At 72.5% G+C, this 13,398-nt stretch carries 11 protein-coding genes; 3 read left to right on the forward strand and 8 right to left on the reverse strand.

All coding sequences use genetic code 11. From position 1 onward, the window contains the following. Positions 1–31: 31 nt before the first annotated feature. The 6 genes from ACFWBW_RS24960 to ACFWBW_RS24985 all read right to left on the reverse strand — a co-directional run bounded on the left by ACFWBW_RS24960 (position 32) and on the right by ACFWBW_RS24985 (position 7,329). Positions 32–901 (reverse strand): ABC transporter ATP-binding protein, encoded by an 870-nt coding sequence (locus ACFWBW_RS24960; protein WP_385376242.1) that lies wholly within the window; start codon positions 899–901, stop codon positions 32–34. Beyond that, positions 898–1,872, reverse strand: coding sequence for an ABC transporter ATP-binding protein (locus ACFWBW_RS24965; protein ID WP_385376245.1), 975 nt, complete (start codon positions 1,870–1,872; stop codon positions 898–900). The genes ACFWBW_RS24960 and ACFWBW_RS24965 overlap by 4 nt, the downstream gene beginning before the upstream one ends. Next, positions 1,869–2,786 (reverse strand): ABC transporter permease, encoded by a 918-nt coding sequence (locus tag ACFWBW_RS24970; RefSeq protein ID WP_385376248.1) that lies wholly within the window; start codon positions 2,784–2,786, stop codon positions 1,869–1,871. The genes ACFWBW_RS24965 and ACFWBW_RS24970 overlap by 4 nt, the downstream gene beginning before the upstream one ends. After that, positions 2,783–3,763 (reverse strand): ABC transporter permease, encoded by a 981-nt coding sequence (locus ACFWBW_RS24975; protein ID WP_385376251.1) that lies wholly within the window; start codon positions 3,761–3,763, stop codon positions 2,783–2,785. Before ACFWBW_RS24975 ends, ACFWBW_RS24970 begins: the two co-directional genes overlap by 4 nt. Further along, complete coding sequence (locus ACFWBW_RS24980) at positions 3,760–5,439, reverse strand: ABC transporter substrate-binding protein (RefSeq protein ID WP_385376254.1); 1,680 nt, start codon at positions 5,437–5,439, stop codon at positions 3,760–3,762. The genes ACFWBW_RS24975 and ACFWBW_RS24980 overlap by 4 nt, the downstream gene beginning before the upstream one ends. A 207-nt stretch (positions 5,440–5,646) precedes the next feature. Then, complete coding sequence (locus tag ACFWBW_RS24985; RefSeq protein ID WP_385376257.1) at positions 5,647–7,329, reverse strand: amidohydrolase; 1,683 nt, start codon at positions 7,327–7,329, stop codon at positions 5,647–5,649. A 129-nt stretch (positions 7,330–7,458) separates the two neighbouring features. Between ACFWBW_RS24985 and ACFWBW_RS24990 the strand changes: the two genes are divergently transcribed. Both ACFWBW_RS24990 and ACFWBW_RS24995 read left to right on the forward strand, forming a co-directional pair. After that, positions 7,459–8,154: a TetR/AcrR family transcriptional regulator gene (locus ACFWBW_RS24990; RefSeq protein WP_385376260.1), complete on the forward strand. Its 696-nt coding sequence runs from the start codon at positions 7,459–7,461 to the stop codon at positions 8,152–8,154. A 136-nt stretch (positions 8,155–8,290) separates the two neighbouring features. Then, the gene (locus tag ACFWBW_RS24995) at positions 8,291–8,608 is read left to right on the forward strand and encodes an FAD-dependent oxidoreductase (RefSeq protein WP_385376263.1); all 318 of its coding nucleotides are present in this window, start codon (positions 8,291–8,293) and stop codon (positions 8,606–8,608) included. Positions 8,609–8,668: 60 nt separating this feature from the next. Here the strand turns inward: ACFWBW_RS24995 and ACFWBW_RS25000 are convergent, their stop codons facing one another. Further along, positions 8,669–10,708 (reverse strand): prolyl oligopeptidase family protein, encoded by a 2,040-nt coding sequence (locus ACFWBW_RS25000; protein WP_385376266.1) that lies wholly within the window; start codon positions 10,706–10,708, stop codon positions 8,669–8,671. 108 nt (positions 10,709–10,816) lie between these two features. Here ACFWBW_RS25000 and ACFWBW_RS25005 point away from each other — a divergent pair, with 108 nt between their 5' ends. Beyond that, the gene (locus ACFWBW_RS25005) at positions 10,817–12,118 is read left to right on the forward strand and encodes an MFS transporter (protein ID WP_385376269.1); all 1,302 of its coding nucleotides are present in this window, start codon (positions 10,817–10,819) and stop codon (positions 12,116–12,118) included. Between the two features lie 10 nt (positions 12,119–12,128). Here the strand turns inward: ACFWBW_RS25005 and ACFWBW_RS25010 are convergent, their stop codons facing one another. Next, a complete protein-coding gene (locus ACFWBW_RS25010; protein WP_385376272.1) occupies positions 12,129–13,397 on the reverse strand; it encodes an MFS transporter in 1,269 nt (422 codons plus the stop codon). Position 13,398: the final 1 nt, after the last annotated feature.

The following is a 13,398-nucleotide window of genomic DNA, read 5'->3' on the forward strand; positions in this document are numbered from 1 at the left end:
GTCGCCGGCACCGCTGCGGCCGGCGGCGCCGTCAGGGGGCGAGCTCGCGACGGCGGCGGCTGATGGAATCGGGGTCCCAGCCCGGACGGGGTACGGAGGCCAGCAGCAACCGGGTGTAGGGGTGCTCGGGGTCGGTGAGGAGCTCGCCCACCGGGCGGTGTTCCATCGTGCGGCCGCGGTACATGACGAGCGCCTCGTCGCAGACGTAGCGGACGACGGCCAGGTCGTGGCTGACGAAGACCAGGCCGATCCCGGTGTCGCGCCGGATGTCGGAGAGCAGGTTGAGCACCTGCGCCTGCACGGAGACGTCCAGGGCGGACACCGCTTCGTCGAGCACCAGGACGGCCGGTTCGACGGCCAGCGCCCGGGCGATCGCGGCGCGCTGGCGCTGTCCGCCGGAGAGCCGGCGGGGCAGGGCGGCGGCCTCGCGGTCACCGAGACCGACCTGGGCCAGCAGTTCGCGCACCCGTGCGGCACGGGCCGTCCGGTCGGACATGCCGTGCAGTCTGAGCACGCCGTCGACGGTCGCGCCGATGCTGATCCGCGCGTCCAGGGAGAGGTAGGGGTCCTGGAAGACGATCTGCACCGCCTTGGCGCGGGCCAGCCGGGCCGGCCTCCCCCGTACGGAGGCCGCCGGCGGCCGGCCCTGGACCAGGATCTCGCCCGCGTCGGGGCGTTCCAGGCCGATCAGCATCCGGGCGGTGGTGGTCTTGCCCGAACCGGATTCCCCGACGATGCCGAGCGCCCCGCCGGCCCGGACGGAGAACGACAGGTCGTCGACGGCGACGACCTCCGTCCCGCCGGTCCGGTAGGTCTTGCGCAGTCCGCTCACCCTGAGGAGCTCCGGAGGAAGTTCCGGGGGAAGCCCCGGGGCGGTGTCCTTGCTCGGACGGTTGCTCAACTGTCCTCCTTCGGGCCGATTTCGGCGGCGCGGTGGCAGGCGACCTCGGCCGGTCCGTGCCGCAGGAGCTCCGGCTTGGAATGGTCGCAGCGGCCCGGTTCGGCGAACCGGCAGCGCGGTGCGAAGGCGCAGCCGGGGGCCGACTCCAGCAGGCCCATCGGGGCGCCGGGGATGGGGGTGAGGCGGGCGAGGGGGCCCTCGAGGGGCGGGGAGGATCCGAGCAGGCCCGCGGTGTAGGGGTGCCGGGGGGAGGCGAAGAGTTCCGCCACGGGGGCCGTTTCGACGATCCGGCCCGCGTACATGACGTAGATCCGGTCGCTGACGGAGGCGGCGAGCTCGATGTCGTGGGTGATGAGGAGGAGTCCGAGCCCGCGTTCGCGCTGGAGCCTGCCCAGGACGGCCAGGATCTCGGCCTGGGTGCTGACGTCGAGCGCGGTGGTCGGCTCGTCGCAGAGCAGGAGCCGGGGTTCGGCGGTGAGGGCCGCGGCGATCACGACGCGCTGGAGCATGCCGCCGGAGAGCTCGTGCGGGAACTGGTTCAGGTGGCGGACGGGGTCGGGCAGGCCGACCGCGTCGAGCAGCTCGGCGGCCCTGGTGTTGGCCCGGGCCTTGGACCAGCCGTGCACCAGGCGCAGCGGTTCGGTGAGGAAGTCCCCTACCCGGCGTACCGGGTTGATGGCGGCCCTGGGGTCCTGGTAGATCATCGCCGCTTTGTTCGTGCGGACCTCGCGCAGGTTCGCGGGGGTGGCGCCGACCAGGTCGGTGCCGTCCACGCGGACCCGGCCGCCGATCTCGGCGCCCTGCGGGAACAGGCCGAGGGCGGCGCGGGCGGTGACGGACTTGCCGGAGCCGGACTCCCCGACCAGGGCGACGACCTCGCCGGCCGCGACGGTGAGGTCGACCCCGTCGAGGAGGGGGCGGGCCATCGCGGGGAGGGTGACGCGCAGGTCTTTGTAGGCGAGCAGTGTCATCGGGGGTCCCTCCCCGCGAGCCGGTCGCCGAGGTCTTCCCCGACGACGTTGAAGGCGACCACGACCAGGACGACCGCCACGGCCGGCGCGATCGCGGAGAGCGGCCGGCCCTGCAGGACGGCCGCCTGCCCCTGGTTGATCATGGCTCCCCAGTCGGGGGTGGGCGGCTGTACGCCGAGTCCGAGGAAGGAGAGGGCGGCGAGGTCGAGCAGTGCGTAGCCGAAGTTCACCGTCGACTGGGCGAGCAGCGTCGGGGAGATGTTGGGCAGCAGTCTGCGGACGGTGACGTACAGGGGCGAGTGGCCCTGTACCTGGTAGGCGGCGATGTAGGGCCGGGACTTCTCCCGGACGGCCAGGCCCCGTACGAGGCGTGCGGTGTACGGCATGTAGGCGATGGCCATGGCGATCACCGGAGCCGTCATCCCCTTGCCGAACAGGGCCACCGCGAGGATCGCGAGGAGCAGCGCGGGGAAGGCGAACAGCACGTCGAGGACCCGGCCGACGGCGGTGTCGATCCAGCCTCCGCGCCAGGCGGTGAACAGGCCGACGGCGACGCCGAGGATCGTGGAGAACAGGACGACGGCGAGCGGTCCGGCCAGGCTGGTCCGGGTGCCGACGACGAGCGCCGAGAGGGTGTCGTGGCCGCCCTGGTCGGTGCCCAGCCAGTGCTGGGCGCTCGGCCCCAGGAGGGTGTCGCCGAGCTGTCCGAAGGTGGGGTCGTACGGGGCGATCCAGGGGCCCAGGATCGCGACGAGCACGAACAGGACGAGGAGCGCCAGGCAGGTCCGCTGGAGCCGGCTGCCGCCGAGGCGGCGCAGCCGTGCGAGCGGGTCGCGCCGGGCACGGGGGGCTCGGGGCGTTCGGGGGACGGGGGGCGTACGGGTCGTGGTGCCCGTTTCGGGAAGGGTGCTCATCTGGCGCTCCCGGCCGCGGCCGTGCGCGGATCGATCAGCGGGTGGACCAGGTCCACGAGGGCGTTGACGATGACGAAGGCGGCCACCACCAGCAGCACGATGGCCTGGACGACCTGGAAGTCGAGCTGGTCGACGGACTGCACGAGCAGGGAGCCGACGCCGGACATTCCGAAGGCGGTCTCGACGATCGCGGTGCTGACCAGCATGCCGGAGACCAGGAGCGCGGAGACGGTGACGATCGGTCCGAGCGCGTTGCGCAGGACGTGCCGCCGGATGACGGTGCGCCGTGGCGCTCCGCGGCTCAGGGCGACCTCCACGTGGTCGCGGCTCAGCTCGTCGAGCATGGCCGAGCGGGTCACGCGGGTCACCAGGGCGGTGAAGGTGACGGATAGGGCCGCCGCCGGGAGGATCACGTGGTGCAGCCGGTCCATGAGGCCTTCGCCGTTGCCGATGGTGGGGAACCAGCCCAGTTGCACCCCGAACACCGACCTGAGCAGCAGGGCGGCGACGAAGGCGGGTGCGGCGGCGCCCACCGTGACGAGGAGCATCAGGGAGCGGTCGGTGCGCGAACCCCGGCGCAGCGCGCCGATGATGCCGGACCCGACCCCGAACACGGCGATCATCAGGCCGGATACGGCGATCAGCAGCATCGAGGAGGGCAGTCGCGACCAGATGACCGCGGAGACGTCCTGGTGGAAGAGGTAGGAGCGGCCGAAGTCGCCCTGCAGCACCCCTTCGAGCCAGTTCCAGTACCGGACCAGGAAGGGTTCGTCGAAGCCGTACTGGCTGCGGAGCGCGGCGAGGTCCTCCGGGCTGGGACTGCGTCCCTTGACGAGGAAGCTCGCCGGGTCCCCGGGGGCCAGGAACAGGGAGGAGAAGACGAGGAAGGAGGTGACGAGCAGGGTCGCCGCCATGCCGGCCAGCTTGCGCAGCACCCGTACGGCGCGGTTCTTCGCGGCCGTCGCCGCGGCCGTCATCCGTTGGCTCCGATCTCGGCCGCCCACGGGTAGTAGAGGTAGGCGATGGAGGGCTGGACGCCGGTGATCTTCTTGCCCATGAAGACGCTGACGGGCAGGGTGTAGAGGGGCAGCCAGGGCAGTTCGCGCGAGGCGATCTTCTGCGCCTCGGCGTTGGCGGCCGCGTGCTCGGCCGGGTCGTAGGCCCCGACGGCCTTCTGCACGGCGGCGTCGAAGGCCGGGTCGGACCAGTTGCCGTAGTTGCTGAAGGCGCCGGTCTCCAGCGAGGCGAACATGTCCAGCGGGTCGGTGATGGACGTGTACCAGAAGGTGAGGAAGAGGTCGATTCCCTCGCGGGCCGCGGGGTCGGTGAAGAGGGTCGTGTACTTCTCCGCGGAGAGGGAGTCGATCCGCGGCTTCAGTCCGATGGCGGTGGCGGCCTGGGCGATGGCCTGGGTGATGATCGTGGTCTGCGAGTCCAGCGGGCTGGTCGCGATCACGATCTCCTGGCCGTTCACTCCGGCCTCGGCGGCGAGCGCCTTGGCCTTGGCCGGGTCGTACGGGTACTTCGGCAGGTCCTTGGCGAGGGCCTCGCGGGTCGCCGGGGGCGCGTCGGCCCACAGGTTGTCGGTGACGAGGGAGTCGGAGACCTCGCCGACCCCGCCCGCGCCGGCCTTGACGATGCCCTTGCGGTCGGTGGCCATGAGGAGGGCCTGGCGGACCTTGGGGTTGCCGAGGGGGCCCTTGAGGTTGGCGACCACTTCGTCGGCGACGGTGGTGTTGCGCCCGAAGTAGAGCTTTCCGGCCTCGGTGGAGCCCAGCTGGCTGTAGGCGTTCGGCGGGACCATCCAGCCGCCGTCGACCTCGCCGCTCTGGAAGGCGTTCACGCGGGTGGTGGCATCGGCGAGGAAGACGAACTTCACCTCGCCGGACTTGGCCTTCAGCTCCTGGTTCCAGTACCCGTCGAACCGCTTGAGGGTGAGGGACTGGCCGGAGGTCCACGAACCGAAGGAGAAGGGGCCGGTGCAGTTCACGCCGGTCTGCGGATTGCCGTAGTCCTTGCCGGACTTGGCCAGGGTGGCGGCGGACTCCACGGTGCCGGGGCCGGCCGCCAGGTACTTGTTGAAGGTGGAGTCCGGCTTGGTCAGGGTGACGGTGACTTCCATCGGGCCGGTCCTGGCGATGGACTTGACGTTCTTGTACTGGTTCGCCCAGACGCTGCCGGTCCCGGGGTCGAGGTTGCGGCCCAGGGAGGCCACGACGTCGTCGGCGGTGAGCACCGTCCCGTCGTGGAAGTGCACGCCGGGGCGGATCTGGTACACCCAGGTGGTGGGTGTGGGGTTGGCGTACGAGGACGCGAGGCCCGGGGAGGTCGTCAGGTCCGGGTTCCAGCGCAGCAGGCTCTCGCAGACGTTGGCGAGGATCTGGTTGGGCGGGAAGTCGAAGGAGTACGCGTAGTCGATCGTGGTCGGCTCCGCGTAGACGGACCAGGTGAAGGAGTCCACGTTTCCGGCGGCGGCGGGCGTCTTGTCCGTGATCTTGTACGCGGCGGCCCGGTCCGCGTCCTTGTCGGGCGCGGCGCCGCTGCAGGCGCTCGTGACGAGCACGGCGGCCGCGGCGAGGACGGCGGCGCTGTTGCGGACACGGCGGACGCGGCGGCCGCCGTACAGCGGGGATCCCGATCGGGTTGATGACATCGTCTGACTCCCTGAGGGATGAGCTCGGTGGGGTGGGTGACGTTCGGCCGGTGGCGGCCCGGCCGGTGACTGCTCGGTCGGCCGCGACCCGGCCGGTGGGGATTCCGGCGGTGGGGATTCGGGCGGTGGGGAATCCCGCGGCAGGGAATCCGGCGGTGGGGAATCCGGCGGCAGGGAATCCGGCGGTGGGATTCCGGTGGGAACGGCTCAGTCGGTCGCGGCGAAGACCAGTTCGCCGTCGATGTACGTGCGCAGCACGCGGGTGTCGGCGATCTCCATCGGGGGGTGCGCGAAGGGGTCCCGGTCGAGGACCACGAGGTCGGCGTACTTGCCCTCCTCGACCGTGCCGGTCACCTCGTCGAGGTGGTTCACCCACGCGCTGCCGGCGGTGTAGGCGGTGAGCGCCTGGGAGAGGGTGAGCGCCTGTTCCGGGAAGAACGGCGGCGCCGGTTCGAAGGTCCCGGTCGCATTGGGGGCCTCGTCGGGTACGGAGCGGTTGACCGCGACGTGGATGCCCCAGAGCGGGTTGGGGCTGCTGACCGACCAGTCGCTGCCGGCGACCAGGCGGGCTCCGGCGCGCTGGAGGTCGCCGAACGGGTACTGGAGGCGGGCCCGTTCCGGTCCCAGGAAGGGGATCGTGAGCTCGTCCATCTGCGGTTCGTGGGCGGCCCACAGGGCCTGGATGTTGGCGGCCGCGTCCAGGCTCGCGAAGCGCTCGATGTCCTCGGGGTGGACGAGCTGGAGGTGGGCGAGGTGGTGGCGGTTGTCGTTGGTCCCGTTGGCCTCGCGGGCCCCGGCGAGGGCGTCGAGCACCTCGCGCACGGCCCGGTCGCCCAGGGCGTGGAAGTGGATCTGGAATCCGGAGCGGTCGAGGCGGGCCACGGCCTCGGTGAGCACCTCGGGCTCGATGAAGCTGAGGCCGGAGTTGCCGGTGGCGCAGCCGCAGCCGTCGAGGTAGGGCTCCAGCATGCCGGCCGTGAAGTTCTCGGCGATGCCGTCCTGCATGATCTTGACGCTGGTGGCGTTGAACCGGCCGACCTGTCCCTGGGCGCGGCGCTCCTCCAGGTCGGGTATCTGCTCCAGGCCGCGTTCGCGGTCCCACCACAGGGCGCCGACGACGCGGGCGCGCAGGGAACCCTCACGGGCGGCGCGCAGGTAGACGCCGTAGTTGTCGGGGTTGCCGGGGAAGGAGCCGATCATGGCGTCCTGCCAGCTGGTGACGCCGAGGGAGAAGAGGTGCTCCTGTGCGGCGAGCAGTCCCGCGTGCGCCTCGTCGGGCGTCGCGAGGGGCACGTGGTGCGCGACCAGCTCCACGGCGCCCTCCTGGAGGGTGCCGGCCGGGCTTCCGTCCTCCTCCCGCTCGATCCGGCCGTCGGCCGGGTCGGGGGTGGTGCGGTCGACGCCGGCGATCTCGAGCGCCCGGGTGTTGACCCAGGCGCCGTGGCCGTCCCGGTTGGTGAGGAGGACGGGCCGGTCCGGGACCACCGCGTCGAGCATGGCGCGGGTCGGGGTGCCCCCGGGGAAGATGTCCATCGACCAGCCGCCGCCGCGGATCCAGGCGGCGTCGGGGTGGGTCCGGGCGAATTCCGCGACCACCGCGAGGTAGCCCTCGATGGTGCGCTCCTCGCTGAGGTCGCAGCCGAGCATCTGCACGCCGGCCACCGCGGGGTGCACGTGGGCGTCCTGGAATCCGGGGACGAGCAGTCCTCCGGCGAGGTCGACGATCTCGGTGTCGGCGTCCGCGAGGAGCCGTACGGCGGCCGCGTCGGCCACGGCGATGATCCGGCCGCCTCCGACGGCGACGGCGGCGTCGATCGGGGTCGGGGAGGTCCCGGTGAAGACCCGCCCCCCTACGAAGACGATGTCGGCACGCTGCCTGGTCTTGCCCATCGACGCATCCTTCGGCTCGGCGGGTGAGCCCCGCACGGCTGGTTCGTTGAGGAGGAGTGAACGGGAGCGCAACAATGTTGTCAACGGTGTTGCGCTCGCTCTGTTCCACATCGTTACACTGGCCCCACCATGCCGAAGTCATCCGACACACCCGCCCGGTCCAAGCGCGCGGGCAGCCAGCTCACACCCGACGCGATCATCGAAGCGAGCCTGCGCATCGCGGCTCGCGGCAGCGAGGACGCCTTCACCGTCCGAAGGCTCGGCGAGGAACTCGGCGCCGACCCGACCGCGATCTACCGGCACTTCCGCGACAAGGACGAGCTGCTGCTGTCGGTCGCCGACCGCACGCTCGGCGAGGTGCTCGACCGCATCCCCGAGGGGCTCGACTGGAAGGACCGGCTGCGGGCACTCGCCGACGGATCCCTCGAAGTCGCCCTCAGGTACCCGGTGGTCGGCTCGACCATGGCCAGCCGGACCACGCGCAGGCCCAACGAGTTCCGTGTCGTGGAGCTGATCCTCGGCGCGGTGACGGAGGCCGGCCTCGAAGGGGCGGAGGCGGCCGTCCACTACCGGATGGTCGGCGACTCCCTCCTCGCCTACGTGGGCCAGCGCGCCGCCTACCTGCTGTTCGACCCGGACGTGCGCGCTGCCGACGAGTCCTCCTGGAACCGCGAGTACCGCCTCGTGGACCCCGCGGGCTTCCCCAACATCACCCGGCTCGGCGCCCAGCTGGCGGAGGTCACGGACGAGCAGATCTTCGAGGCCAGGGTCGAGGCGCTGATCACCGCGATCGAGAACCGGGTCCGGGCACTGCGCGGAGCCTGATCCGGAGGCTGCCGCCCCCACCCACCCCTGCCGCCCGCCCCCGGTGCCACCCCCGCCCGCGGACACCCGTCCGCGGGCATTCGTCTGCACACAGTCGTATGTGCGCAGACGTATGTGCACATACGACTGCCAAAAATTGCGCAACACCGTTGACAACGATGTTGCGCCACCGCTCTACTCCCCCTCAGCCCGACTCCTTGCCGTCTCCGCAGGATTCCGGGAAGAGGGCTGCCGGAGGCGTGCCGGCAGGGCGTACGAGGACCACTGGTCGCGCGCCCCCTGGCAGCGGGGCGCGTACCACTTCTACAAGGTCGGCCAGTACACCTCGATCGCCGGGTGCGAGGGGCTCCAGGAGGGCCGGATCCACTTCGCGGGCGAGCACACCGACGTGGAGAACTCCACGCTCAACGCGGCCGTCGCCTCCGGCGAACGCGTCGCGGCCGAGATCAGCTGACAGATCTGATCCCGGCCCGCGCGCACCGCGCCGGAGCCCCGCTCGGTCACCTCGGTGGGGTCACCGCTGCGGGGTCAGCCGCTCCCACAGGAAGGTGTGGACCAGCGCCTCGTTGAAGGCGGTCTGCCCGTGATCGGTGGCGCCCGCGTGGCCGCCGCCGAGGTGCTCGTGGAAGAGGACCGGGTGTCCCGATTCCCGCAGCCGGGCGGCCATCTTGCGGGCGTGCCCGGGGTGGACGCGGTCGTCGCGGGTCGAGGTCAGCAGGAGCAGCGGCGGGTACGGGGGCCCCTCCGTCCGGACCTGGTGGTACGGGGAGATCCGCTCCAGGTGGGGCCGGTCGGCCGGGCTGTCGGGGTCCCCGTACTCGGCGATCCAGCTCGCTCCGGCGAGCAGTTTGTGGAAGCGGAGCATGTCCAGCAGCGGCACGTGGGCCACGACCGCGCCGAACAGTTCGGGGTCGCGGGTGAGCATCGCGCCCATGAGCAGCCCGCCGTTGCTGCCTCCTTCGATGCCGAGCTGGGCGGGGGTGGTGACGTCCCGGGCGATGAGGTCCCGGGCCACGGCCGCGAAGTCCTCGTAGGCCCGGACCCGGTTGGCGCCGAGCGCGGCCTTGTGCCACTGGGGCCCGTACTCGTGCCCGCCCCGGATGCCCGCCACCACGTAGGTGCCGCCACGCGCGAGCCAGGCGCGGCCGGTGACGGCGCTGTAGCCCGGGACCATGGAGACCTCGAAGCCGCCGTAGCCGTAGAGCAGGGTGGGGCCGGGGCCGGTGCGGTCCTCGGGGCCGACGACGAAGTACGGGACCCTCGTGCCGTCGGCGGAGCGGGCGAAGTGCTGGCGGACCGTGAGGCCGGCGGTGTCGAAGAGGGCCGGGCCCTGCTTGACGGTCTCGTCGGCGCCGGCCGGGGCGGTGCCCCGGTAGAGGGTGGACGGCTGGAGGTGGCCCGAGACGTTCAGGAAGAACTCGTCGCTCACGTCCGGGTCGGTGCCGACCACGGAGGCCGTGGACAGCGGCGGTACGCCGGACAGGGGGGTGCGGCTCCAGCCGTCGGGGCCCGGCCCGGGGGTCAGGATCTCCAGTCGGGAGGAGACGTCGGCGCTGGTGGTGAGGATCAGGTGGTGGCGGGTCCAGCTCCAGCCCGCGAGGGCGGTGTGCTCGTCCGGGGTGAAGAGCACGGCGGCTTCCCGCTCCCCCGCCCGGAAGGCCTCGAAGTCGAAGGCGAGCAGGCTGCCCGCGACGTGGCCGAGCCACGGGGACTTCGGCGCGACGAGCAGCCATTCGCGGTGGACGGAGGCACCGGCGTCGTCCGGGACCTCGATCTTCTCGGGGCCGGCCGTCTCCGGGGTTCCGTCCCCGGGGAGGAGGAGCATTTCCCCGTTCCAGAAGTCGATCTGCCGGTGGACGAAGTCCCGTTCGAAGCCGGGCGTGTCATCGTGCCATCCGGTGGCGGTCATGTCCGTCGGCCGGCCCTCGTAGACCGTTTCCGCCTCCGCGAGGGGCGTGCCGCGCCGCCACCGGCGCACCTGGAGGGGGTAGCCGGACACGGACATCGAACCGGGGCCGAAGTCCGTGCCGATCCAGACCCGGTCCCGGTCGATCCAGCCGATCTGGGTCCTGGCCTCGGTGACTTCGAACCCGCCCTCGACGAACTCCAGCTCCTCCAGGTCGAACTCGCGCACCACACATGCGTCCGCGCCGTCGCGCGACAGCATGACCAGGGCGTGGCGGTGATCGGGACCCAGGACGGCGCTGCCCGCCCAGGCCCACTTCTCCCCCTCGGCCTCGGCGAGCGCGTCGAGGTCCAGGACCGGCTCCCAGTCGGGCCGCTCCTTGCGGTACTCCTCCAGGGTGGTGCGCCGCCACAGACCGCGTACGTGGTCGGCGTCCTGCCGGAAGTTGTAGAGGTGGCGTCCCCGCCGGGTCGTGTACGGGATCCTGCCGTCGTCGTCGAGGGCCTCGCGGACCTCCGACTCCAGCACCTTGAACCCGGGGGCCGAGGCCAGCGCGGACACCGTTTCTTCGTTGCGTTCGCGCACCCAGGACAGGGCGGACTCGCCGGTGACGTCTTCCAGCCAGAGGTAGGGGTCTTCATCGCTCATCCGCCGATTGTGCAGGATCGGAGGGCCGCCGCGAATCGTCCGGACCGGCCCAGTCCACGCCCGAAAACCGGTTGCCCGGGGCGGCGCGGGCGCGGACGATGGCCCGTCGTGAGCAGATCCCGTTTCGCCTCCGTACTGCCCGACCTCAGCCCGCTGCGGTCCAGCCCCGATTTCCGGCTGCTGTTCTACCAGGGCACGGTCACCTACTTCGGCTCGTTCATGGCGATGATCGCGCTGCCGCTGCAGATCAAGCACATGACGGACTCGCCGCTCGCGGTCGGTGCGATGGGCGCGGTGGAGCTGCTCCCGCTGGTGGTCTTCGGTCTCTACGGGGGCGCCCTCGCCGATGCCGTGGACCGGCGGCGGATGATCCTGCTGACCGAGGCCGGGCTCGGGGTGCTCGCCCTGGTCCTCCTGGTGAACGCCGCCCTGCCGAGTCCCATGCTGTGGCCGCTGTACGTGGTCGCGGCGTGCGTATCTGCGCTGACCGGCCTGCAGCGGCCGGCCATGGACTCGCTGATGGCGCGGATCGTGCCGCACGACCAGCTCACCGCCGCCGCCGCGCTGAACGGGCTGCGCTACCAGTTCGGCGCCATCGCGGGTCCCGCGGCGGCCGGTCTGGTCGTCGCGTACGCCGGGCACGTTTCCGCGTACGCGATCACCGTCGCGGGATTCTTCGTATCGGTGCTGCTGTGCCTGCGGCTGCGTCCGGCTCCGCCCGCGCGGGACGCCGAGCGGCCCTCGCTGCGGGGGATCGCCGAGGGGGCCCGGTACGCGTGGAGCCGGCCCGTGCTGCTCGGCACGTACGCCGTGGACATGGCGGCGATGCTCTTCGCCTTCCCGAACGCCATCTTCCCCTTCCTCGCAGACGAGCTCGACGCCGTGTGGGCGCTCGGTCTGATGTACGCGGCGGGCGCGGTGGGCTCGCTGGCGCTGGGGCTGACCAGCGGCTGGGCCTCCCGGGTACGCCGGCACGGGCTGCTGGTGGTGTGCGGGGCGGGGGTGTGGGGACTGGCCATCGCGGCCGCGGGCTGGTCCGGGAACATCTGGCTCGTGCTGCTGTGCCTCGCGGTGGCCGGCGCGGGCGACATGCTCAGCGGGCTGGGGCGCGCCACCATCTGGAACCAGACCATCCCCGAGGAGCTCCGGGGCCGACTGGCGGGCATCGAGGTGCTCTCGTACACGGTCGGCCCGCAGCTCGGCCAGGTCCGCGCGGGCGCGATGGCCGGCTGGACCGGCACCCGCTCGGCCTTCTGGAGCGGCGGGCTCGCCTGCGTGGCCTCGGTGGCGGTGCTGGCCGCACTGCTGCCGAAGCTGATCTCCTACGACGCGGACACCGACGAGGACTCCCTGCGGCAGCGGGCCGCGAAGGAGGAGGCGCAGGCGCAGCCTAGCGGAGCACCGGCCTGAGCCGGCACTCTCACGCCTCGGGGGATTCCTCCCCCGAGGCGTGGCCGCGGCCCGCGAAGGCGGAGGTGGCCAGGGCCGTCGCGATCAGGGCCAGCAGCAGTCCGCCGGCCGCCGCGGCCAGCGCCGGGCCCGGTCCCCACAAGGTCCAGGCGGCCCCGAAGAGCAGGGAGCCGGCGAAGCGTGCCAGGGCCTGCGCCGTCTGGAGCACCGCCAGCCCGGTGGTGCGCAGCCCGGGGGGCAGCAGCGGCCCGGCGGCGGCCATCAGTACCCCGTCGGTGGCCGCGTAGAACAGACCGAGCAGGCCGAGGACCCCGCACACGAGCGCGGGCCCCGGCGGCACCGGGGCCAGGAGCAGGAGGCAGGCGCCGAGCAGCAGCAGGTGGCCGCCGAGGAAGACCCGGTGGCGGCCCAGCCGGTCGGCGAGCCGGCCCACGGGCACGGCGGCCAACAGGAACACGGCCGCGGTGCCGACCGCCAGCAGCGGGAACCAGGCGGCCGGCAGGTCCAGGCGCCGCTGGAGCAGCAGGTAGAGGAAGGCGTCCCCGACGGTGAACACGCCGAGTGCGGCGGCGGTCAGACAGAGCCGCCGCAGGCCCGGGATCCGCAGGAGGGTGCGGGCCGCGGGCGGGGCGGCCCCCGGTGCGGGCGCGGGACTCTCCCGTACGAACAGGACCAGGATCAGGACGCCCAGCAGCGCGAGGCAGCAGCTCACGGTGAAGACGGCCTCGTACCCGTCCACCGCCACCCACAGCACGCCGAACGCGGCCAGCGGTCCCAGCAGGGCCCCGGCCGTGTCCAGCGCACGGTGCACGCCGAAGGCGCGGCCCTGCTCCCCCGGCGGGCAGGACAGTGAGATCAGCGCATCGCGCGGGGCGGTGCGCAGCCCCTTGCCGGTCCGGTCGGCGGCCAGGACCGCCGCCACCGACCAGGGGGTGGTGACGGCGAGCAGGGCGGCCTTACAGGCAGCGGAGATCGCGTAGCCGGTGCCGGCGACGAGCTTGCGGCGCTGCGTGCGGTCCGAGACCCGTCCGCCCACGAGGCGCAGCAACGCGGTGGCGCCCTGGTTCAGCCCGTCCAGGGCGCCGAAGGCGAGCGGGGACATCCCGAGTCCGGCCACCAGGTACAGCGGCAGGACGGCGGTGACCATCTCCGCGGAGACATCCGTGACCAGGCTGACCATGCCGAGCGCGAGCACCGTGCCGGGGACGGCCCGCAGGGGGCCCTTCGGAGCCGGAGGGTCTGCGGCGATGTCCGCCGCACGGCTGGTCGACAGGTACACG

The sequence above is a fragment of the Streptomyces sp. NPDC059957 genome, from assembly GCF_042730015.1.
Classification (GTDB): Bacteria; Actinomycetota; Actinomycetes; order Streptomycetales; family Streptomycetaceae; genus Streptomyces.

Bases quoted from the DNA above. Each gene is read 5' to 3' on its own strand.
- ACFWBW_RS24965 (WP_385376245.1), bottom strand. From the start codon at position 1,872: ATGACACTGCTCGCCTACAAAGACCTGCGCGTCACCCTCCCCGCGATG.
- ACFWBW_RS24970 (WP_385376248.1), bottom strand. From the start codon at position 2,786: ATGAGCACCCTTCCCGAAACGGGCACCACGACCCGTACGCCCCCCGTC.
- ACFWBW_RS24975 (WP_385376251.1), bottom strand. From the start codon at position 3,763: ATGACGGCCGCGGCGACGGCCGCGAAGAACCGCGCCGTACGGGTGCTG.
- ACFWBW_RS24980 (WP_385376254.1), bottom strand. From the start codon at position 5,439: ATGTCATCAACCCGATCGGGATCCCCGCTGTACGGCGGCCGCCGCGTC.
- ACFWBW_RS24985 (WP_385376257.1), bottom strand. From the start codon at position 7,329: ATGGGCAAGACCAGGCAGCGTGCCGACATCGTCTTCGTAGGGGGGCGG.
- ACFWBW_RS24990 (WP_385376260.1), top strand. From the start codon at position 7,459: ATGCCGAAGTCATCCGACACACCCGCCCGGTCCAAGCGCGCGGGCAGC.
- ACFWBW_RS25000 (WP_385376266.1), bottom strand. From the start codon at position 10,708: ATGAGCGATGAAGACCCCTACCTCTGGCTGGAAGACGTCACCGGCGAG.